18 protein-coding genes are annotated in these 20,590 nt (G+C 71.2%); 2 read left to right on the top strand and 16 right to left on the bottom strand.

Features of this window, described 5'->3' with window-relative positions; genetic code table 11:
- The first annotated feature begins 72 nt into the window (after positions 1 to 72).
- The gene (locus HL658_RS10130; protein WP_180282168.1) at positions 73 to 1,143 is read left to right on the top strand and encodes an ABC transporter ATP-binding protein; all 1,071 of its coding nucleotides are present in this window, start codon (positions 73 to 75) and stop codon (positions 1,141 to 1,143) included.
- A 7-nt stretch (positions 1,144 to 1,150) separates the two neighbouring features.
- Here HL658_RS10130 and cysE read toward each other — a convergent pair whose 3' ends face one another.
- From cysE to HL658_RS10105, 5 genes are all read right to left on the bottom strand, one after another.
- On the bottom strand, positions 1,151 to 2,017 hold the full coding sequence (cysE, locus tag HL658_RS10125) for a serine O-acetyltransferase (RefSeq protein WP_180282169.1): 867 nt from the start codon (positions 2,015 to 2,017) through the stop codon (positions 1,151 to 1,153).
- Positions 2,018 to 2,126: 109 nt separating this feature from the next.
- A complete protein-coding gene (locus HL658_RS10120; RefSeq protein ID WP_180282170.1) occupies positions 2,127 to 3,002 on the bottom strand; it encodes a TIGR01459 family HAD-type hydrolase in 876 nt (291 codons plus the stop codon).
- Between the two features lie 85 nt (positions 3,003 to 3,087).
- On the bottom strand, positions 3,088 to 4,347 hold the full coding sequence (locus HL658_RS10115; protein ID WP_180282171.1) for an EAL domain-containing protein: 1,260 nt from the start codon (positions 4,345 to 4,347) through the stop codon (positions 3,088 to 3,090).
- Between the two features lie 104 nt (positions 4,348 to 4,451).
- Complete coding sequence (locus HL658_RS10110) at positions 4,452 to 5,525, bottom strand: quinone-dependent dihydroorotate dehydrogenase (RefSeq protein ID WP_180282172.1); 1,074 nt, start codon at positions 5,523 to 5,525, stop codon at positions 4,452 to 4,454.
- Complete coding sequence (locus tag HL658_RS10105) at positions 5,522 to 5,899, bottom strand: DUF952 domain-containing protein (protein ID WP_180282173.1); 378 nt, start codon at positions 5,897 to 5,899, stop codon at positions 5,522 to 5,524. The genes HL658_RS10110 and HL658_RS10105 overlap by 4 nt, the downstream gene beginning before the upstream one ends.
- Positions 5,900 to 6,142: 243 nt before the next feature.
- Between HL658_RS10105 and HL658_RS10100 the strand changes: the two genes are divergently transcribed.
- Positions 6,143 to 6,361, top strand: coding sequence for a hypothetical protein (locus HL658_RS10100; protein ID WP_180282174.1), 219 nt, complete (start codon positions 6,143 to 6,145; stop codon positions 6,359 to 6,361).
- Positions 6,362 to 6,386: 25 nt separating this feature from the next.
- Here the strand turns inward: HL658_RS10100 and HL658_RS10095 are convergent, their stop codons facing one another.
- From HL658_RS10095 to HL658_RS10045, 11 genes are all read right to left on the bottom strand, one after another.
- On the bottom strand, positions 6,387 to 6,866 hold the full coding sequence (locus HL658_RS10095; RefSeq protein WP_180282175.1) for a cell wall hydrolase: 480 nt from the start codon (positions 6,864 to 6,866) through the stop codon (positions 6,387 to 6,389).
- Positions 6,863 to 7,168: a hypothetical protein gene (locus HL658_RS10090; protein WP_180282176.1), complete on the bottom strand. Its 306-nt coding sequence runs from the start codon at positions 7,166 to 7,168 to the stop codon at positions 6,863 to 6,865. Before HL658_RS10090 ends, HL658_RS10095 begins: the two co-directional genes overlap by 4 nt.
- A 61-nt stretch (positions 7,169 to 7,229) precedes the next feature.
- Entirely contained in the window at positions 7,230 to 8,759 is a 1,530-nt protein-coding gene (gene terL / locus HL658_RS10085) for a phage terminase large subunit (RefSeq protein WP_246337461.1), read from the bottom strand.
- Complete coding sequence (locus HL658_RS10080; RefSeq protein ID WP_180282178.1) at positions 8,756 to 10,783, bottom strand: phage tail fiber domain-containing protein; 2,028 nt, start codon at positions 10,781 to 10,783, stop codon at positions 8,756 to 8,758. The genes terL and HL658_RS10080 overlap by 4 nt, the downstream gene beginning before the upstream one ends.
- A gap of 21 nt (positions 10,784 to 10,804) precedes the next feature.
- Positions 10,805 to 11,665 (bottom strand): coiled-coil domain-containing protein, encoded by an 861-nt coding sequence (locus HL658_RS10075; RefSeq protein ID WP_180282179.1) that lies wholly within the window; start codon positions 11,663 to 11,665, stop codon positions 10,805 to 10,807.
- Positions 11,665 to 13,566, bottom strand: coding sequence for a phage tail protein (locus HL658_RS10070; RefSeq protein WP_180282180.1), 1,902 nt, complete (start codon positions 13,564 to 13,566; stop codon positions 11,665 to 11,667). Before HL658_RS10070 ends, HL658_RS10075 begins: the two co-directional genes overlap by 1 nt.
- Positions 13,563 to 14,135: a phage connector family protein gene (locus tag HL658_RS10065; protein WP_180282181.1), complete on the bottom strand. Its 573-nt coding sequence runs from the start codon at positions 14,133 to 14,135 to the stop codon at positions 13,563 to 13,565. Before HL658_RS10065 ends, HL658_RS10070 begins: the two co-directional genes overlap by 4 nt.
- A 154-nt stretch (positions 14,136 to 14,289) precedes the next feature.
- Complete coding sequence (locus HL658_RS10060; RefSeq protein ID WP_180282182.1) at positions 14,290 to 14,559, bottom strand: hypothetical protein; 270 nt, start codon at positions 14,557 to 14,559, stop codon at positions 14,290 to 14,292.
- A 106-nt stretch (positions 14,560 to 14,665) separates the two neighbouring features.
- On the bottom strand, positions 14,666 to 15,484 hold the full coding sequence (locus HL658_RS10055; RefSeq protein WP_180282183.1) for a phage capsid protein: 819 nt from the start codon (positions 15,482 to 15,484) through the stop codon (positions 14,666 to 14,668).
- A 236-nt stretch (positions 15,485 to 15,720) separates the two neighbouring features.
- Positions 15,721 to 18,000 carry a methyl-accepting chemotaxis protein gene (locus tag HL658_RS10050; protein ID WP_180287631.1) on the bottom strand — a complete coding sequence of 760 codons (2,280 nt, stop codon included), beginning with the start codon at positions 17,998 to 18,000 and terminating at the stop codon, positions 15,721 to 15,723.
- A 150-nt stretch (positions 18,001 to 18,150) separates the two neighbouring features.
- On the bottom strand, positions 18,151 to 20,451 hold the full coding sequence (locus tag HL658_RS10045) for a putative bifunctional diguanylate cyclase/phosphodiesterase (RefSeq protein WP_180282215.1): 2,301 nt from the start codon (positions 20,449 to 20,451) through the stop codon (positions 18,151 to 18,153).
- Positions 20,452 to 20,590 lie beyond the last annotated feature (139 nt).

The raw sequence follows: 20,590 nt of genomic DNA, 5'->3' as shown, positions 1-20,590 counted from the left end.
CTCCCTCCCCCGCCTCCGGTGGGGGAGGGTCGGGGTGGGGGCGCAACGCGACAACGCTCCCCCCGGACCCCGATGAGCCAGGACGTCGAACTCGACCACGTCAGCATGCGGTTCGGTGCCGTCACCGCGGTGCGAGACGTCAGCCTCACCATCCGCGCGGGGGAGTTCTTCAGCTTCCTGGGGCCGTCCGGCTGCGGCAAGACGACGATCCTGCGCATGATCTCCGGCTTCACCGAGCCGACGGAGGGGCATGTGCGCATCGGCGGCCGCGACATGCGGGGCATCGGCCCCAACAAGCGGCCGACCGCCCTGATCTTCCAGAATCTGGCGCTCTTCCCGCTGATGACCGTGGCCGACAACATCGGATTCGGGCTGGAGGTGCGCGGCGTGCCGGCGGCGGAGCGGCGCCGGACCGTGCAGCGGCTGCTGGAGCTGGTGGCCCTGCCCGACGCCGCCGACAAGAAGGTCACCGAGCTGTCCGGCGGCCAGCGCCAGCGCATCGCCATCGCCCGCGCGCTCGCCGTCGAGCCGCATGTGCTGCTGCTGGACGAGCCGCTGTCGGCGCTGGACCTGAAGCTGCGCCAGCACATGCGCGCGGAACTGCGCGCCATCCAGCGGCGCACCGGCGTGACCTTCATCTACATCACCCACGACCAGGGCGAGGCACTGACCATGTCCGACCGGATCGGCGTGATGTCCGGCGGCGTGCTGGAGCAGGTGGGCGACGGCCCCACCGTCTACGATCACCCCGCCACCGCCTTCGTCGCCTCCTTCGTGGGGGAGGCCAACCGATTCCCCGGACGGGTGGTCCAGGCGGCCGACGGGCTGGCGGCGCTCGACACGCCCGTCGGCCGGCTGCTGGGCCGCAACCCGCGGGGGCTGAAGCCCGGCGACGGCGCCATCCTGTTCGTGCGACCGGAACGGCTGGCCCCCGCCGGGGATGGCACCGGCAACGCGCTGGACGGAACGGTGACCCACAGCGATTTCGAGGGCGCCTTCGTCAACGCCTTCCTCACCGTCGCCGGCGACCACCCGCTGATGGTGCAGGCGCCGCATCTCGGCAACGAGCCGCTGTTCATCCCCGGCCAGCCCGCCCGCGTCGCCTTCCGGCCGCAGGACGCGGTGGTGCTGCCGGAAGGCTGAGCGCGGTTCAGGCCGACTGCGTGCCGAGGGTCGGCAGCGGCAGCGGATCGCTGCCGGAACCGTCCAGGCTCTGGTCCATGGCGAGCGCCGGCACGGTGTCGCGGCACCAGCCGACGATGCGGGCGGGAACCCCGACCACCGTCGCGCAGGGCGGGACGCTGCGCAGCACGATGCTGCCGGCCCCCACCTTGGCGCTGCGCCCGATCTCGATGTTGCCCAGGATCTTCGCCCCGGCGGAGAGCAGCACGCCGTCGCGGATCTTGGGGTGGCGGTCGCCGACCTCCTTGCCGGTGCCGCCGAGCGTGACGTCCTGAAGGATCGACACGTCGTTGCCGACCACCGCCGTCTCGCCGATGACGACGCCGGTGCCATGGTCGATGAACACGCCCGAGCCGATGGGAACCGCCGGGTGGATGTCCACCGCGAACACCTCCGACCCGCGGCTTTGCAGGAACAGCGCCACGTCGCGTCGCCCCCGCCGCCACAGCCAGTGCGCGATCCGGTGCGTCTCCAGCGCGTGGAAGCCCTTGAAATGCAGGAAGGGGTGCAGCCGCGTGTGGGCCGCCGGGTCGCGCGTCCAGATCGCCCGCAGGTCGGACAGGATCTGCTCCAGCACCGCCGGCTCGTCGGCCAGCGCCTCCCCCACGATCGCCGCCAACGGCTCCGCCGCGACGTTCCGGTCGGCAATCTTGTCCGCCAGCAGCGCGGCCAGGGCGGATTCAAACCCGTCATGCTCCAGCACCACCCGGCCGAGCATGGCGGCCAGCATCGGCTCCCGCGCCGCGATCTCCCCCGCCTCGCGACACAGCCCCTGCCAGATGGCCCGGCTGTCGTCCACGGTCTGACGCGGTGCTGCGGCTGCGCTGAGTGCCATCGGTCACGTTCCTGCCAAGCCTGCCCGATGTCGGGGCGGTGCGGGAAACGTTACTCCGGAAATTGCGGACCGGACAAACCGAATCCCTGCGGGGCAGACGCCAGTTCCGCTACCAGACCAGCCGCGGGATGACGTAGGTCGGGGTCTGGCCGGCCGTGGCGGCGGCCATGGCGAGGCGTTCCGGGTCGGGGGTCTCGCCCCAGCGGATGCCCAGCTCCTCCCGGTGGATGCCGCCCGTTACGAAGGCGGAATCGATGCCGGCGGCGTTGGCGCCGGCCACGTCGGTGCGGAAGCTGTCGCCGATGGCGAGCACGCGTTGCCGGTCGGGACCGCCCATCAGTTCCAGGCAGCGGCGGTAGACCGGGGCGTGCGGCTTGCCGTGGTAGGCGACCTCCCGACCCAGCGTCTCGTAATGCTGGGCCAGCGTGCCGGCGCACAGCGCCATCTGGTCGCCGATCAGCACGACAAGATCGGGGTTGGCGCAGATCATGGGAAGGCCGGCGGCGGCGCAGGCCTCCAGCACCGGCACATAGACGTCCAGCGTGTCGTCGAAATCCAGCGTGCCGGTGTTCAGCACGAAATCCGCCGCGTCCGGCGATGCCGCCTCGACGCACCCCAGCGTCTCGAACACGTCGCGGTCGCGTTTCGGCCCGAGGTGGTAGAGCCGGTTGCCCAGTTTGGCGTGCCAGGGATCGTTGCGATCTCGCAATGCTTCGAAGGCGGCCTCGCCGGAGGTCATTACGTGTTGGTAACGATCCGGGCCGATGCCCATGCCGCTCAGCTTGGCCTCGACCCCGGCGGTGCGGCGCGGCGCGTTCGACAGCAGGCACACCGCCTTGCCCGCCGCGGCCAGCCGGTCCAGGCAGTCGGGCACCCCGTCATAGGGCTTGCCGCCATCGTGGATGACGCCCCACAGATCGAGGATTACGCCATCGTAACGGTCGATGACCTGGGACAGGCCGGTGATCGTCTGGAAATCGGGCATCGGATCGGCGGGGTGGTGGGCGGGCCGGTCTTTCTGGCACGCCCGGCCGATCGCGGCAAGGCGCGATGCGGCGCCGTCCAGCGGGTCAGCCTGGCTTGCGGCTCAGGCGCGGCTCGCCGAACAGGTAGCCCTGGCCGAAGTCGATGCCCATGTCGAGCAGCTCGATGAGCTGATTCTCGGTCTCGATCTTCTCGACGATCAGGTCGACCGGCTGCCCCTCGATGCGACGGCGCAGCGCCTCCGCCCGCGGGCGCATGGCGGGGTCGAGCAGCAGGGCGCGGTCCAGCTTCAGGTAGCGCACCTCCGCCCGCACCAGAGCGTCCACGTCGATGTTCAGGTCGGTCACCTGGTCCATGGAGAAGCGGAAGCCGATCCGCGCGAGCTGGCCCAGCAGGTTGATCGCGGCCGGGCCGCCCTCGCGCCAATGCTCCTGGCTCAGCTCGAACACCAGCTTGGGCACCAGCCCATCGTTCTGCCCCATGAATTGCAGGAACTGCCGCATGAAATCGGCGTCGCCGACGGTGGCGGCGGAGATGTTGGAGAAGAAGCCGATGTGGTGCTGACGCCGCTCCGTCTCGCGGATCAGCTGGATGCAGCGGACCAGCAGCAGATTGTCGATGGTGGCGATCAGCCCTTCGCGCTCGGCGATCTCCAGATAGCGGTCGGGCATGACCTGCGACCCGTCGGCCGCGCGCACCCGCGAGAACACCTCGTAGAAGCGGTGCTTGCGCTGCGGCAGGCTGACGATGGGCTGCAGGTAGATGTCGATGCGGTCGGCCTTCAGCGCGTCGCGCACCGTCTCCAGCACCGAGGCGTCGTTGAGACGGGGCGCGGGGTGGGCCGGATGCGGCGGGGCGGCGGGCGCTCCGACCAGCGGAACGCCGCTTTCCAGCGGCTTGCGGGGGGCGGCCGTGCGCGGCGTCTCGGGGGCCCTGGCCGTGGCGGGTGCCGCGGCCGGCCCGCGCTTGTCCTGGAGCCGCCCGACCAGCGATTGCAGCAGCTTCACCTCGTGCATCACGGTGTCGTAATCGACCAGCCCGCCGGTGCGGCGCGCCTCCTCCAGCCGGGCGGTCAGGCGATCGACCTCCTCCTGCTGGCGGGTCACCTCGGCGACCATGTTCTCCAGCGCCAGCTCCAGCTCATGGGCATGGGCGAACTGGCCGCGCCCGCGGTCGCGGCGGGTCAGCACCTCGTGCGCCAGCGCGCCGGCCAGGATGACGACGGCGCCCGTCAGCCAGCCGAGCAGCGGGTCCATCTCCGGCCGCATGTAGGGAAGCGCCGCCCCCAGCGACACGCCGGCGATGATGTAGGCCAGCCCGTAGGCGAGATGGGTCACGAAGGACATGGGGACCCTTGCGAAGCGCAGGGAGGGGCGGAACAACCCGCCGGACTGTCGCCGAGCCGGCTTTCCCGATGGTTAATGGTGGCCCCGGGGTTGCCGGCGGTGGCTCAGCGGTGGTCGGCGCCCACCGCGTCGGCCAGCGCGGCGAAGCCGTCGCGTTTCAGCAGGGCGGCCAGCCCGCTCTTGATGCCGGTGATCAGCGCCGGGCCGCCGTAGACGAGCGCGGTGTAGAGCTGCACCAACGACGCGCCGGCGCGGATCTTGGCGTAGGCGTCGGCCCCGCCGGCGATGCCGCCGACACCGACGATCGGCAGCGTGCCGCCGGTCAGCCGGAACATGTCGGCCAGCAGCGTGGTGGAGGGGCCGAGCAGCGGTCGGCCGGACAGGCCGCCGGCCTCGCCGCGGAAGCGCTCGGGCGTGCCGGGCGGGCGGGCGATGGTGGTGTTGGAGACGACCAGCCCGTCGATCCCGGTCTCCAGCGCCACCGCGGCGATGTCGGCCTTGTCCTCTTCCGTCAGGTCGGGGGCGATCTTCAGCAGCAGGGGCGGCGGGTTGTCGAGCCGGCAGGCCGCCCGTTCGTCCAGCACCCGGCGCAGCAGCACCCGCAGCGGCTCCCGCCCCTGGAGTGCCCGTAGCCCCGGTGTGTTCGGGGACGAGACGTTGACGACCAGGTAGTCGGCCAGCGGCGCCAGCCGCCGCACCCCCAGCGCGTAGTCGTCGGCGGCCTCCGCCGTGTCCTTGTTCTTGCCGAGGTTGGCCCCGACCAGGCCCGGCGCGCAGCGCGGGTCGGTGCGGCGCCGTTCCAGCCGGGCGGCGAAGGGCTCCAGCCCCTCGTTGTTGAAGCCCATGCGGTTGATCACGGCACCCTGCTCGGGCAGGCGGAACAGGCGGGGGCGGGGGTTGCCCGGCTGCGGCCGCGGGGTGACGCTGCCCGCCTCCACGAAGCCGAAGCCCAGCCGCAGCATGGCGTCCGGCACCTCGGCGTTCTTGTCGAAGCCGGCCGCGAGACCCAGCGGGTTGGCGAAGTCGCGCCCCCACAGGCGGATGCGCAGCACCGGGTCGTCGGCCGCGCGCGGCCCCGGCATCAGCCCGGTGGCGAGCGCACGGATGGTGATGGTGTGCGCCGTCTCCGGATCGAAACGTCGCAGGATCGGGCCGACGATGGGGAACAGGTCGATCACGGGCGCTCTCCGTCGTCACCCGCCGGATGCGCGTGCGCCGGGATGACGTGCAGCCCGTCGGCACCCAGCGGCAGCGGGTCCACGCGGGTCACCGCCACCACCGGCAGGGCGCCGTAGAGATGGGGGAAGAGCTGCCCGCCGCGCGCCGCTTCCCAGCGCAACGCGTCACCGAGCGCCGCCGCATCGGCGGTCAGCAGCAGAAGCCCGGTCTGGCCGGTGCGGTGCTTCGCCGCACTGCCGGCGAGCTGGGCGGCGGTGGAGAAATGGATGAAGCCGTCGGCCGCATCCTGCGACGAGCCGCGGTACGAACCGGCGGCGACGGCGCGCTCCCATTCCTCGGCGCGGCACATGTGGAAGATGATGGGGTCGGTCATGGCGCCGGGACGTTATCCCAAAGGGACGGTGGTGTGCCAGATCGAAGCGGAGGAATCGCATTTTGCAAAATGCGATTGTTCGAATCGATCCCTGATGGCGTTTTGCAATTACCGAACGGCCTCGCCAGTCCGCCCAGCGGGGGTGAAAACGAGGAAAGACAAGCATCTCGTCATGCACGCGGGGCGCGACGGAGTTTGGCACCACTCTTGCTGAATATGCGTGTATGTAAGCGGAGGTGCCACATGAACGCGATCTCGATTTCGATCCTCAAAGAGCGTGCTATGAACACCGGTGCGGCCATCATCGGTTCGGATGACAACCTCACCCCCATCGACCCGTGCCGCACCCCGGTGCCGCTGAAGCCGAGCGCCGCCATGCTGGCGGACGGCGCGCGCGCCGGGGGCGTCACGGTCGAAGTGGCCTGGCGCATCTACCAGGCGATGATCCGCGCGGCGTCCTGACGCCGGCGGGCCATCGCCCGCCGGATCAGTCCTCCCCGCCGTAGAACAGGCTGCCGCCGATCTCGGCGGTGGGGAACAGGCCCTCCGCCCAGTCCGGGCGGTCGCCGGCCCGGTGATACCGGGTGGCGCCGCCCGTCGGGTCGGGCAGGACACCGGCCACCGCGCGGCGCGCCACCCGCAGGCAGGTGGCGAAGACCGGGTCGGTGCCGTCGACCGCCAGCATCCGCGGCCGGTCGGGAAAATCCACAGCCCAGCAGGAATAGCGCAACGACTCGCGTCGAACGGCGGGAGCGCCCCTGGCGTCCGCCCGACGGAGACGGTTGACGATCACCGCGGCCACCGCCTCGATTCCACGAACCGGCTCGCCCTGCGCCTCGCCCCACAGGGTGCGGGCCAGCGTGTCGACCGCGTCCACCCCGTACGCCGCGGCGTCGGGCTGCACGGGTGGAGCCGCGGGCAGGGTTGTGATGTCCGTGGTCACCGGCATCAGCCGGCGCGCCGTCATCGCCGGATCTCCCCGGCGGGTGCGGCGCCTTCCAGCTTACGCTCGATGCGCAGCAGATGGTCGGTCAGCCGTGTCTCCACGTCCTTCAGGGTGCCGGTGGACACATAGGTCTTGGCCACCTCCAGCTTGTAGGCGGCGAGGCTCTCGCGCACCTGCGCCTGCGCGGCCTCGGCGCGGGCGCGCAGCGACTCCAGCGCGTCTTCCGACTCGCGCCGCTGCCGCAGGATCAGCCAGAACAGGCCGGCCAGCGCCGGCAGCTCGACCGCCGTGATCCACCAGGTCACGTCGATGGGCTCGGTCATGGGGAAACTCCCGTTGTCGATTGGAAGGGTTGCGGACGCTCCCTTGTCAGAGCGGCCAGTGTCAGAGCGGCCAGTCGTGGTCGGCCACCACGGGCTCCGGCTGCCAGCCGGCCCGGCGGGCGGCGGGGGGCGGGTGGTCGAAGCGCAGGGGTTCGCAGGACAGGGCGCCGGCCGCCGCGTCCAGCCCGTCGTCGTGCACGCGCGACCGGCCGCCGGGCCGCCATTCCCGCATCTCGCGCACGAAGGGCGTGTCCCACAGGCTGCGGTGGGCGTGGATGCGCCCGTCGGCCAGCGGCGCGTCGAACGCCTCGACGATCCGCTTCTCCTTGGGCGTGCGCGACGCGACCCCGATCACCGCGGCGGCCAGCCGCGCCTTGCCGAAGCTCTGCCGCAACAGGCCGGGCAGGAAGGTGCCGAGCCCGTTGGTCTCCACATGCACGCCCGGCAGATGCAGGGCGCGGACGAGATCCACCACCTGCCGGCACTGCTGCGCCGCTTCGGTTGCCGGGTCGTTCGGGTCGACGGTCAGATAGGCCACGCGGTGCAGGAACAGCCGCCCGTCCTCGCCGCCGAACACCGCGGCGACGACGCTGGAATCGCCGGTCCGCCCGTCCTCCGACGGCCGGGCGAAGGCCGGGTCCCACCAGCAGGAGGCGGAGACCAGCCGCGTGCCCTCCAGCATCAGCAGCGGCCGGCCATGCGCCTCCCGGTATTCCGGCTCGCCGTCGTAATAACGCATGCGGTCGGGGTCGAGCCGCCCGGCGCTGACGCTGACCGGCTGCAGCAGCATCTGGGTGGCGAACTTGGCCGGGCCGTGGCGGCGGCGGATGCGCTCGATGTGGGCGGTGTCGTAGCGCTCGGGCCAGGCGGGCTTGCGGTCGGCATCCCACACCGGCAGCACCATGCGGCGGAAGCCGTCCAGGAACGGCTCCGTCTCCCCCGCCTCCGGCCGCGGCTGGTCGGCGTAGATGGAGTAGTAGCTGTGCGGCGTGCCGATGTAGAGCTGGATGCCGCCCGGCACCAGCACATAGTCGATCTCGCTCAGCCGCTCGCGCAGGTCGCCGCGCTTGGGCGCGGTGTCGCAGGTGCGCGGCACCTCCACGTCGTCGCAGATCACCACGTCGGCGCGGCTGCCGGTGATGTTGCCGACCACGCTGCGCGCGATCATCGACGGCTCGCGCAGCTCGCGCGGGCGGGCGACCGTGAACTCCTCCGACGACCAGGTGACCCGGCCGGCCGGCTTCAGCCCCTCCAGATCCGGGTGCAGCTCGACGATGCGCATGACGTTGCGCACCATGCGCCGGGCCAGCTTGTGGTCCGCACCCACCACCATGACCCGGCGGTTGGGGTCGCGCAGCAGCAGCCATGCGGCGAACAGCCCGACCACGGTGGATTTGCCGGCCCCGCGGAAAGCCATCAGCAGCAGCGTCCGCTCGCCCTCCGTCATGGCGGTTTCCAGCCACTCGGCGATGGCACGGTGATGGGCGGGGGTGGACTGCTCCTGGAAGTCGTTCCAGTTTTCCAGGAAGCTCACGAAGCCGGGGGCGTCCGGCGGCGCCGGCTCACCACCCGTCATGGCACCACCCCTCATGGGTTCCGCCCGACGATGTGCCAGCCGGCGCCGTTCGACATGACGGTGATCGCGTGGCCGTAGCCGGACAGGTTGATCGCCTCGTTGTCCGGCCCGCCGCCGTCGGCGCGCGACACCACCACCGCCTGGGCCGAGGGGTCGGACTTCTTGATGGTGACGGTCCGCCCGACCGCGTGCGGCGCACTGGGGGTGGGAAGCCGCACGTCCACCGAGCCGGCGTAGGCGCTGACCAGATAGAGCGACTGGTTGAGGTCGGGGAAGAAGACGCCGGGGCCGTCGCGGAAACCGACGTTGCCCGGCATGGTGGTGCCGCCGGTGATCCACCAGCCCGCCCCGTTCGACACCGCGGTCACGAAGTCGAAGCGGTTGCCGAGGATGGCGGTGCGCCCGTCGGGGCCCTGTCCGCCCTGCTCCGTCACCGTCACCGGGTTGACCGACGCGTCGGTCTTCTTGATGGTCACCGCGTGGCCGTTGGCGGAACCGGCCGGGGGCAGCCGCGCCTCCACCGCCCCGCCATAGGCGCTGACCAGATAGACCGAGCTGGCGAGGTCGAGCGTCACCAGCCCGCCGGCCGGTGGCTCCAGATACTCGGTGTCGTAGCGCAGGGACTCCACCACCAGCTCCCGCACGCGGGTGCGGTCCAGCCGGTTCTTCTCCGGGTAGCCGGCGTTGACCGCCGTGTAGCGCCCGCCCGAGCGGTCGAGGATCGCCGGCCCGGCGGAGGCGGAGAACAGGTTGACGATGGCCGTCTCCACCGAGCCCTCGTCGAGCTGCACGTTGGGCACCCCTCCCAGCGACTCGGCGTAGACGTTGACCAGCAGAGTCTTGTCGGTGTCGGCGCCGATGCGGAAGCAGGCTTCGGCCTCCGGGTACAGGTTCGCCTCGCAATCGACGAAGGCGTTGTTGTAGCGCCCGTGCTCCACGAAGAAGCCGCTGCCCGTCATGGGGGCCGACAGCGAATAGACCCGCACGCAGTGGAAGCGGTTGGCGTTGGCGGTGTCGCCGTCGCCGCTGCGGGTCAGCCACACCCCGTTGCGGGCCGGGCGCGCCACCAGAACGCGGGCGATGTTGTTCCAGTAGCAGGGGCGGTCGGGCGAGGTGTGGCCGTCGAGCACGATGCCGTCGGTCTGGTCCCACAGCGTCAGGTCGGTCAGCGCGTTCTGCACGCAGGGTCCGTCGCGCCCGAACAGGCGGATGCCGGCCAGCCCGTTCTCCAGCCGCAGCCCGCTCACCGTGGCGTAGCCGTCCGGCAGGTGGATCAGGTCGACCTCGTTGGACGAGGCGCGGACCACCGACGCTTGCCCGTCGCCCAGCAGCGACTGCCCGTAGCCCACCGTGATGGTCCCGGTGACGCGGTAGGTGCCGGCCGGCACCCGCACCGTGCGCGCCGCGGTCAGCGCGGTCTGGAAGGCCAGCGTGTCGTCGACGGTGCCGTCCCCCGCGGCGCCGAAATCGCGAACCGACACGGCATCGCCCAGCTTGTCGCGGATCGGGCGGGGCACGCCGCCAATGGCGCTCGGCTGGTAGGTGGACAGCGCCTCCTCGTCCACCGGGGCCTGCGCCACCGGGTTGCCGGTCGAATCGAAGGCGAGCAGCCGCCCCGCCCGCACCGCGCGCAGCGGCAGGACGGAGGAGGCGGGCAGGTCGTTCTCCGGGTAGCGCAGCATCGTCTCCTGGTCGGCGGCGACCTGCTGCAGGCACGCGGTCAGCGCGTCGAACTCCCGGTTCAGCGACGTGGCGGGCAGCGGCCCGCTTTCCAGGAAATCGGTCATCCGCTCGATCGGCATGCGCCGGCGCAGCAGCACCACGGTGCCGGCCGGCGGTGCCGCGGCGAAGGTCACGGTGCCGCCGGCGGTCACCCCGGCCCCGGTGATGCTGTGGCCGGTGAGCTGGCGCGCCGCGTCCAGGAACACCTCCAGATCCTCCGACGCGAGGATGGGGAAGGGAAAGGTGAAGGCCGTCTGCGCGCCGTCGGCCACATACTGCGCGCGCGGGATGCCGCGCGGGATCTGAAGGCTGGTCATCCATGGCTCCGCGGGGAGGCGTCACGAGAAGCGGCTGAGGAACTCCAGCCGCTGGCGTTCGGCGAGCTGGGACTGTTCGAGCAGGTTGCGGCGGCGGCGGGTGTCCAGCGTCTCCTGCTCGGCCTGGCGGCGCAGCGCCTCGGCCTGCTGGGCGGCGCTGCTCTGCTGGTCGGTTTCCTTCACCTGGCCCAGCAGGATGGCCTCGCCCGACCCGTCGCGGGAGCTGACGCCGTTGGCGCCCAGCGTCGCGCGGGTGCGCGCCATGGCGCGGCGCAGCGCGTCGCGGCGTGCCTGCTCGTCGGCCGCGGCGGTGGCCGAATACTGGGCGAGGCGGGTGCGCGACGCCTCCTCCTCCGCCTGCAACTCGCCGCCCAGCCGGCTGCTGAGCTGGTCGCCCTCCTGCCGCTGCTGCTGGGTCAGCGCGTCCATGGCCTGCTGGCGCTGCTGGGCGGCAAGCGCGGCGGCGGCCTCCTGCTCCAGCCGGCGCACCTCGGCCTCGTGTGCCCAGGCGCGCTCCTGCTCCTGCTGGCGCCGCACCGCCTCCTGCTGGCGGGTCTCGGCGTCGATCTGGTACTGGCGCTCGCGCGCGGCGGCCTCGGCCGCGGCGCGGGCGGCGGCGTCCTGGCGCGCCAGCTCGTCCTGCTGGCGCTGGTATTCGGCCACCGCTGCCGCCTGCTGACGCTGGTACTCGTCCTGCTGGCGTTGGTATTCGGCCTGCTGGCGCTGGATTTCCGCCTGCGCGGCGACCTGCTGCCGGCGGTACTCCAGCTCGGCCTGGGACTGCTGGGTGGAGGCGCTGGTCTCGTTGCGCTTCTGCGTGTTGTTCATCACGGACGTGGCGACCGGCAGTGCGGCCGTGAGAAGGGGGGCGATGGAGGCCATCAGTCGTTCACCTTCAGCGATGTGGTCACGGAAAGCAGGGTGAAGGGCAGCGGCGCATCCTGCTCGATGCGCCAGAGCGGGCGGTCGATGTCGCGACGCCAGCCCAGGGCCCGCAGCCGGCGGTCGCCGCTGACCGGCGTCGGCGGCTCGCCCTCGGCCGGCTGCGGGCCGAAGCGGTGGAGCGGCAGGTCATAGGGCCCCTGGCCGAGATCGACGCGCAGCGCCGCCGTGTCCTCCAGGCGGAAACCGACCTCCACGAGCCGCAGCGTGTCGCCGGTGCCGCCGGCCTGCCCGACTTGGTTGGGGGGCAGCGGCTCGATGATGTGGGCGAAGCGCAGCCCGGCTTCCAGATGGCGGGCCGGCGGGTCGATGCTGATGCGCCCGGTCACCACCGTCGCGTCGGGGCGCACGACACCATCGGCCACCACCCCGACCGTGCGCCCCTCCAGATGGTCCAGCCCGGACCACAGGGCGGTGTCGGTCGCGGCGTCGCCCACCAGGGCGGCGTCGAGCCGGAGCGTGTCGTCGAACCGCTCGATGGTCCAGGTGCCGGCGCGCTCGGCCAGCAGATAGACGTCGTCGCCGACCACCGCGACCGAGCGCACCAGTCCGTCGGTCTCCAGCCGGGTCCAGGCCGTCACCTGCTCGGCCCGGTAGACGGTGAGGGTGCCGAGCGTGCCGTCCTCCATGACGACGAACAGCAGCCGACGGGTCTTGTCGAAATCCTGGTCGCGCGGCGCCCGGACGATGTGGCGGGCCAGCAGGGCGAGGTCGGTCGCCTGGTAGGCCTGCTCGGTGTCGGTGTAGAGGAACTCGCGGATCTCCTTGCCGTTGCGCGACACGAAGAGCGTGGCGCCGTCCACATCGCGCGGGGCGACGGTGCGGTCGATGGGGGAGCCGATGCGGGTCTGGCGGTTGACCTGGATGTTGGACGGGGTCAGCGGGTCGCCGGTCACCATGTATTCGGCCCCGGAGGTGAAGACCTGCAGGTGCCGGCCGGAGAAGACGGCGCGCACCGCGTTCACCTGGTCCGACAGGATGCCGAACTGGATCGATTCGTCGTCCAGCCCGGTGCCGAGGTCGAAGTTCCAGATGTCGGCGGATCGCGACATCCACAGCCGGTTGGGCAGATCGCGCGAGCCGCCGATCACCAGCCGGTCCTGGTGGAAGGCCGTCGACACCGGCCAGCCGCGCAGGGTCGAGAAGGCCTGCTCCTGCCAGTCGGTGCTCTGGGCGGTGTCGGGCAGGGGCTCCTGCAGCGTCACCGACAGCTGGGTGGGGGAGTTCACGGCGGTGATCAGGCCCTGCTTGCCGCGGATGCGCAGCCGCGTGTTCTCCTGCCGCTGGTCGAAGACGGCGGCGTTGGCGGTGACGAGGATGCTGCCGCTGGTGCCGGAGGGGGTCAGCGTCACATCCGCGGGTGCGAAGCGGTGGAAGGGCAGGTGGACGACGCCGCCATCGGACGCGTAGCTCCATTCCGACAGCACCCAGTCGGTGGGGGTGTTGCGGGTCAGCTTGCGGGGGGAGACGTCGGGGTGGGAGACGAGCAGCGTGTCGGCGCTCTGGGTCCAGGATATCCCGGCCAGCTGCGTGGCACTCCACGGGGCGTCCACCGTGGCGACCCGTTCGTCGTCGCGGTAGACGTCGATCTTCCCGGCGGAGAAGGCCAGCAGATAGGTCTGCTCGCTGTTGAACTCGAACGCCACCAGCCGCCCGGCCCCGCGCGCCGCATCCACGAAGGCGAGGCCGGAGCGGCGGCTGACGCCCCCCGTGGGGTGGATGAACACGTTGCGCAGCGTCAGCGCACCGTTGTCGTAGGCGCGCAGGTCGCCGCGGCCGAGCAGCCGGCGGCTGATCTCGCCCGCCGTGAAGTTGGTCTTGACCAGCCGGATGCGCGTCATGACCCGCGCGCCTCGATCAGGGTGAAGTCCTCGAAGCGCGGCTGCACGTCCTGCTGCGCGTCGATCAGCCGGGCGCGGCGGAACTCCGTCTCCGCCAGCTTCATCATGGTCTCGGCCCGGCTGCTGTTCTCGGTCAGCGGGATGCAGAACTCGGCCGACAGGCGGGCGATCAGCGCCTGGTCGAAGAAGGCGGGGAAATCCGCCTCGGCCGGCCGGAACAGGTAGGTCAGCACCACCGACTCCGCGTCGGCGTGCAGCCGGCGGCCGGCGATGCGGTATTCGAGCCCTCGCCCCCGCCCGCCGATGCCGGCCCCCAGCGCCCGCAGGAAATCGGCCGGAAGCTGGAAGGCGTTGGCGAAATCCGCCAGGGGCGGATCCGACAGGCGGGGCAGGGTCGCCTGGGCGGTGGCGAAGCTCCAGGCGTTGGCGGTGAGCAGCGCGTCACGCGCCGGCGCGTAGAGCGCGTCCGCCACCTGCGCCTCCGCCGTGCCGTCGTCGAAGGCGCTGATGGGCGTGGCGCCGATGCGCAGCAGCGCCCGGCTGCACAGCCCGATCGCGGTCAGTGCCATGAGGGTCCTCCCGGGGGTGGGCGGATGGGGGCGTCGTCGCATCGCGCCCCACTCCCGACCTCCCCCACGTCGCGGGGAGAGGAGAAAAAGCCCTCCCCCGTCGAAGATGGGGGAGGGTCGGGTGGGGGTTTCACGCGACCACTGTCCACCCGCCTCAGTCGCTGTCGGTCGCTCCGACCGGCGTCAGGTTGGCGACGTCCACCACATGGGCGGCGTTGGAGGCGACCAGCAGGATGCCGGCGGCCGGGGTGCCGTCGGTGTCGGTGTTGGCGAGGATCATGTCGCCCACCCGCAGCATGTCGGCGGCACCGTTGAAATAGCCGGTGGTGTCCACGTCGGTGGCGGCATCGGTGGTGGTGAAATGCCAGAGGGTGAAGCCGTTGGCGTAGGCCAGCACGCTCAGGTCCTTGGACTGGAAGGCCATGGGGATAGCTCCGGGGTTTCTTGGGTCCTGGGGCGCCCGCGGGTGGCGGCTTTGCCGCCGCCGTGCCGCGGGCGCCCGCCGTCGGTCAGCCCTGCGGTGCGGCGCCTCAGCTTTCGAGGCAGCGCAGGGTGACGACACCGGTGGTGTCGATGAGGCAGGAGCCCTGGCTCATCATGTTGTTGACGAAATGGGCGGCGCGGTCGCCGTGCCAGGTGATGTCGGTCTTCACGTCGGCCCCCGAGGCGTGGCCGACCGCGGTCTTGTGGAACCAGTGGCAGAGCCGCACGCCCGACGACAGCGACAGGCCGGAATGGGGCACCCACAGGGTGCCCAGCCAGCGCTTGGCCTGGGTGCCGCGCCAGGGCAGCTCGTCGGGGCCGACATACTCGGTGTTGGAGAACTCCTCGATGCCGAGCAGCTGGCTCCACTGCTTCCAGCCGACCACCGCGTAGCGCTGGCCGTCGTCCGGCACGTCGGCGGCCCCCAGCATCTCGAAGGCGGTCAGCACCTTGGCCTTGGTCAGCCCGTCGCTGCCGGCACCGGCGTAGTTGGTGGACTTGTCCAGCTCGGCGATGATCAGCTCGTCGGTCTTGCGGCCGAGCGCGTAGGCGCCGGCGTTGGCGATGATCTGGCGCTCGTCGATGTTGGTCTTCAGCTCGTCCAGCTTGTCCAGCCAGTCGCCGGCGTAGAAATCATACAGCGCGCATTCGACCGGGCTGTGGTCCAGGTTCATCACCGGCACCTGGCCGTGGCGCGCCTTGGTGGAGGCGGTGCCCTTGCCGACCTTCTGGAAGACGGTGGAAGCGCCCTGGACGTTGTTCTTGATGCGCACGGTGTTGCGCAGCTTGGAGCCCATGCGCTGGTAGGCTTCGTGCACCTCGCGCTCGAACTGTTTGACGAAGGACTGCGCGACCGAAGTGGCCATGTGACTTTGATCCTTTCTCGGATGTCGCCGGCCCGCGCGGAGCGGCGCGGAAAAGCATGAGGGCCGGCCGGTGCTCGCGGCACCAACCGGCCCTCATGAAGGCGGGGCTTGGGGAGGGAGGCATCCGCCCCGGCGCGCGGCGGGCGCGTTTCGGGCGTTGACGGTTCTGTTCTTACGCCAGCTTTTTATCCTTGTAAAGGAAAAAAATCACATATGAGTGATTCCGCGGATCAGGCCTACGCCACCGCCCTCCCGTCCGCCCGGCCGGCCCGTGCGACCAGGGCACGGATCAGCGGATCGCCGGCGCAAGCCGTCCGCAGGCTCAGACGCTTCCCGTCGCGCGCGACGATCGTCACAGCGGCCGTCGCCGCCTCACCACGGACCTGCAGGGTGCCCGACGCCACGGAATCCGGCACGCCATCGGCGTCGATCGAGACGCCGCCTTCGGAAACGTCCAGGAGCCGGCCGGTGTAGCCGACTCCGCCGGCGGTCAGCGCGGCCTGCGCGTCCAGCGGGAAGCGCGGCAGGCGTCGGCGGTCGACCTCCTTGGTGGCGCCGCGCACCACGCGGTTCAGGCTGCTGCGCAGGCCGTCCACATTCTTCGCCACGGCCGCCGCGGTGTCCTGCACGGTGGCCGCGTGACGGCCGGTTTCGTCGGCCTCCCGCGACACCTCGGTGATGCGGCGGGCCACCTCCTCGACCGCACCGGCCGATTCCTGGATGTTGCGGGCGATCTCGCCGGTGGCCGCGGCCTGCTCCTCCATGGCGGCGGCGACCGCGGCGGCGACCCCGTCCATCTCGGCGATGGTGCGCGTGATCCCGTCCACCGAGGTGGCGGCGGTGCCCGCCACGGCGTTGATCTGCGCGATCAGCCGGCTGATCTCCTCGGTGGCGCGGGCCGTCTGCCCGGCAAGATTCTTGACCTCCCCGGCGACCACGCTGAAGCCCTTGCCGGCTTCGCCGGCGCGCGCCGCTTCGATGGTGGCGTTCAGCGCCAGCAGGTTGGTCTGGCTGGCGATCCCCTGGATGAGGTCGGCCACCGACCCGATCTCCGCCACGATCCCTCCGAGGTTCTTCATCGCGCTGCCGGTTTCCGCCCCGCCGTCGAGCGCCCGTCGGGCGATCGTGCTGGTCTGGGCCACGCGGGTGGCGATTTCGCGGATGGAGGCGTTGAGCTGTTCCGCGGCGGATGCCACCGTCTGGGTGTTGCCCAGCGCCTGCTCGGCCGCGGCGGCCACGCCCTGCGCGTTGCCGCTGACCTTGCCGGCGGCGGCGGCCATGGAGCGGGCCGTGCGGTCCAGGCTCGTCGTCTCCTCGCCGATGCGGCGGACGACCTTGCCGGTCTCCTGTTCGACGGTCTCGGCCATGGCGACCAGCGCCCGGTTCTTGGTGTGTTCGGCCTCCTCGCGCTGGCGGTCCTGGTCGGTGCGCAGCCGCTCATTCTCGAGCATGCCCTGCCGGAACACCTCGACCGCGCGCGCCATCTCGCCGGGCTCGTCCCGCCGCTCGCCGCCGGGAACCGGAGTCGCAAGGTCGCCGTTGGCCATGCCCCCCATGCGCGCCGTCAGCCGGTGGAGCGGCCGGGTGATGCTGCGCGTGATGAGCTGGGCGCCGATGATCATCACGGCCAGCACGGCGGCAACCGCGCCGATCATCACGCCGTGCAGACGGTCCTGCTGGGTCGACACCTCCTCGCGCACGGCGGCGGCCTTGCCGGCGGCCTCCCGTGCCGCGGTTTCGATCAGCGCGCGCGCGGCGTCGAAACGGCGGTCGGCCTCCTGGAGCGCCGCGGATTGCGCCGACGCCGTGTCGGCGTAGCGGTTCAGGTCCGCCGTGTAGCGGTCGAGCAGACCGGTCAGTGTCTCGCGCATCGCCGGATCGAATGGGGAGCCGGCGAGAGCCGAGGCGAATTCCGTCCGGCGTCGGGCGATCAGCTCCATGTAGCGGTCGCGCCCGCCGCGCAGCATGAAATCCTTCTCGTGACGCCGCATCATGAGCAGCGTCACCAGCAGCCTATCGACCGCCGGCCGCTGCGCGTCCGGCAGGGTGGTGATGGCTTGGTCCAGCCGTTTCTCCACCGCCTGCACGGCGTGGCGCAACTCCTTCTGAAGGCCGAGATCCTCGGTCAGGCCCAGCTCGATGGCGGCGGCGGTCGCCTTGTCGGCAATGGCGCGGTAGGCGTCGATGGCCCCGCGCGACGCGTCGCCCACGGCGGGAGAGGCGGCCGCCAGATCATCGACGGCGCCGGTCAATGGTCCCTCCAACGCGCGCAGACCGGTCAGCGAGGCTTCGTCGTGCACGGCGAGGAACCGGTTCAGCCCCTGTTTGTGGCCCAGCAACGCGGTCAGGACGCTCTGCGCCCGTGTGACCTCGCGATCCGCCTGCTGCGAGACGGCGGCGCCGTCCGCCGCTGCGCCATGGGTCGACAGATAGACCCAGAGCAGCCCGAGGATGCCGAGACCGACAAGAAGCTGAAGGAGATGAAGCCGTTGCCCGATGCGGAACGATCCCGCCATGATCTGACACCCCCCTTTTTTTAAACATATTTTTCTTGTTGTATCATGGGCATATTCCTGTGGAATATGAACTTTTTATGACGCCCGTTGTTGAACTAGGCCGAAAGGGAGGGGGTGCGCGGAAGGGCGGCCGGTGGCCCCTGCGTCTTGTCAGGCACGCTCGCGGATGCGGTCGGCGAGCAGTTCCATGGCGGCGGATGCCGGCTGCGGACGGCCGGTCAGCCAGCCCTGCACCAGGGTGCAGTTGTGGTGGCGCAGGAAGGCGGCCTGCTCGGGCCGCTCCACCCCCTCCGCCACCACGGCCAGCCCCAGCATGTCGGCCATGGCGATGATGGTGGAGACGATGCCGGCGTCCTCGCGCGTGTGCGGCACGCCCTGCACGAAGGAGCGGTCGATCTTCAGCGTCGTCACCGGCAGCCGCTTCAGGTAGCTGAGCGAGGAGTGGCCGGTGCCGAAATCATCCACCGCCACCCGCACGCCCATGGCCTTCAGGTCGCCCAGCACCTGGAGCGCGTGGTCGAGGTCCTGCATCACGGCACCCTCGGTGATCTCCAGCTCGATCAGCTCCGGCGGCACGCCGTGGCGGTCGAGGATGCGCAGGAAATCGTCGGCGCTGCGCTGGCGCAGGTGCCGGGGGGAGATGTTCACGGCCACGGGCACCGAGGCCAGCCCGCGGTCGATCCATTCCCGCTGCTGGCGGCACACCTCGTCCAGCACCCAGTCGCCGAGCGGGACGATGAAGCCGGTCTCCTCCGCCACCGGGATGAACTCGCCGGGCGGGACCAGCCCGTGGTCGGGCCGCTCCCAGCGCAGCAGCGCCTCGAACCCTTCCAGCGAAAAGTCGATGAGCGATATCTTCGGCTGGTAATGGACGAGGAACTGGCGGCCGACCAGCGCCCGGCGCAGCGCGCGGTCGATGGCCAGATGGTGGCGTGCCTGTTCCCCCAGCTCCTGGCGGAAGAAGGCGACCCGGCGTCCACCCTGCTTCTTGGCCGCGTAGAGCGCGGTGTCGGCCGCGCGCATCAGCTCCGCCGCGTCGCCGGCATGCTGGGGGAACAGGGCGATCCCGACGGACGGGTGGACGAAATGCTCGGTGCCGAGAAGCTGCACCGGCTCGTCGAAGGCGGCGACGATGGATTTGCCCACCTGCGCCGCGGCGTCGGCATCGGCGGATTCGACGATGACGGCGAAGTCGTCCATGCCGACCCGCCCGACCGCGTTGCCGGCACCGACCACCGTCTGCACGCGGCGGGCGACCTCGATCAGCAGGATGTCGCCGGCCTGATGGCCCAGCGTGTCGGTGACCAGCTTGAAGCGCGACAGGTCCAGGCACAGCACCGCGAACCACTGCCCGTCCCGGCGCGCGCGCGCCGCGGCGGCGGTGATCAGCTGCTCCATCATCGCCCGGTTCGGCAGCCCGGTGAGCCGGTCGCGGGTGGCCAGCCGCAGCAGCTCGCGCTCGTGGCGCAGCCGCTCGGTCACGTCGGCCAGCACCGCGATGAAGCTGCGCCGCCCCTGCACGACCAGCCCGGACAGCGCCAGCGACACCTCGATCCCCGTCCCGTCGCGCAAGATGCCGAGCGCGTCGGCCTTGACCGCGTCGGCCGGGGCGCAACGGGCGCCGGACTGCTCCAGCAGCCCGGCCACCCGGTCCCGGTCTCCCTCGGCGAACAGATCGATGAAGCGCCGGCCGGCGGGGTCGGCGCCGAACAGCCGGACGGCGGCGGGGTTGCGCTCCTCCACGGTGCCGTCGGCGGAGACCAGCACGATCGATTCGCCGACGTTGGTCATGATTCCGAGCAGCCGCTCGTCGCGCTCCAGAACCGCCTGGGTGGAGCGGCGGAAATACTCCAGCGCGCGGGCCATGGCGCCGAACTCGTCGTCGCGGTCGCGGCCGGGGACGTCGATGTCGGTCCTGCCCTCCGTCAGGGTGCGCATGCCGTTGGACAGCCCTTCGATCGGCCCCACCACATGCTCCGACAGGAAGGAGGACAGCGGCCAGCTCACCACCAGCAGCACGCCGAAGAACAGCAGGAAGGCCAGCGACTCCTCCAGCAGGGCGCGGTCGATGTCGGACGCGCTGCCGGCGGCGGCGACGGTCCAGCCCCACGGCTCGAACGACAGGTGGGTGACCAGCGTGCGGCCGTCGTCGGGCCAGCCCGACGGCGGCGCGCCGTCGGTGAACAGCTCGATCCGGAAGCGGCCACCGTTCAGCGCATCGACGGCAAGGCGGGCGTGCGCCTGGGCGTCCTGGCGCTGCATCTCGCCCTTCACCACGGCCTCGTCCATGCGTTGCAGGACGGCGCGCGCGGACTGGGCCAACTCGCCCACCAACCGCTCGCGTTCGTGGACCAGACCGAAATGCAGAAGGTACAGCGCGGGAATCGCCGCCAAAAGGCAACCGGTCAGGCCGATCCAGGTCAACCAGCGGATCTTCTGCCTTACCCTCATCGTCCCGGTCGCATCCCCCCAAAAGGCCAGTCGGACTGGCCGAACGTCATCTTTGGGATGATAGCGTGCCATAAGGTTTCAGGACTGCAATCATCTTTTCGTACAGTGTCGCTAGCATGTGAAGTGTCCGGGTTTTGTA

Source organism: Azospirillum oleiclasticum (assembly GCF_013423485.1).
Taxonomy (GTDB): domain Bacteria; phylum Pseudomonadota; class Alphaproteobacteria; order Azospirillales; family Azospirillaceae; genus Azospirillum; species Azospirillum oleiclasticum.
The sequence above is the reverse complement of the archived record's forward strand: the minus strand, read 5'-3'. Positions and strand labels throughout refer to the sequence as shown.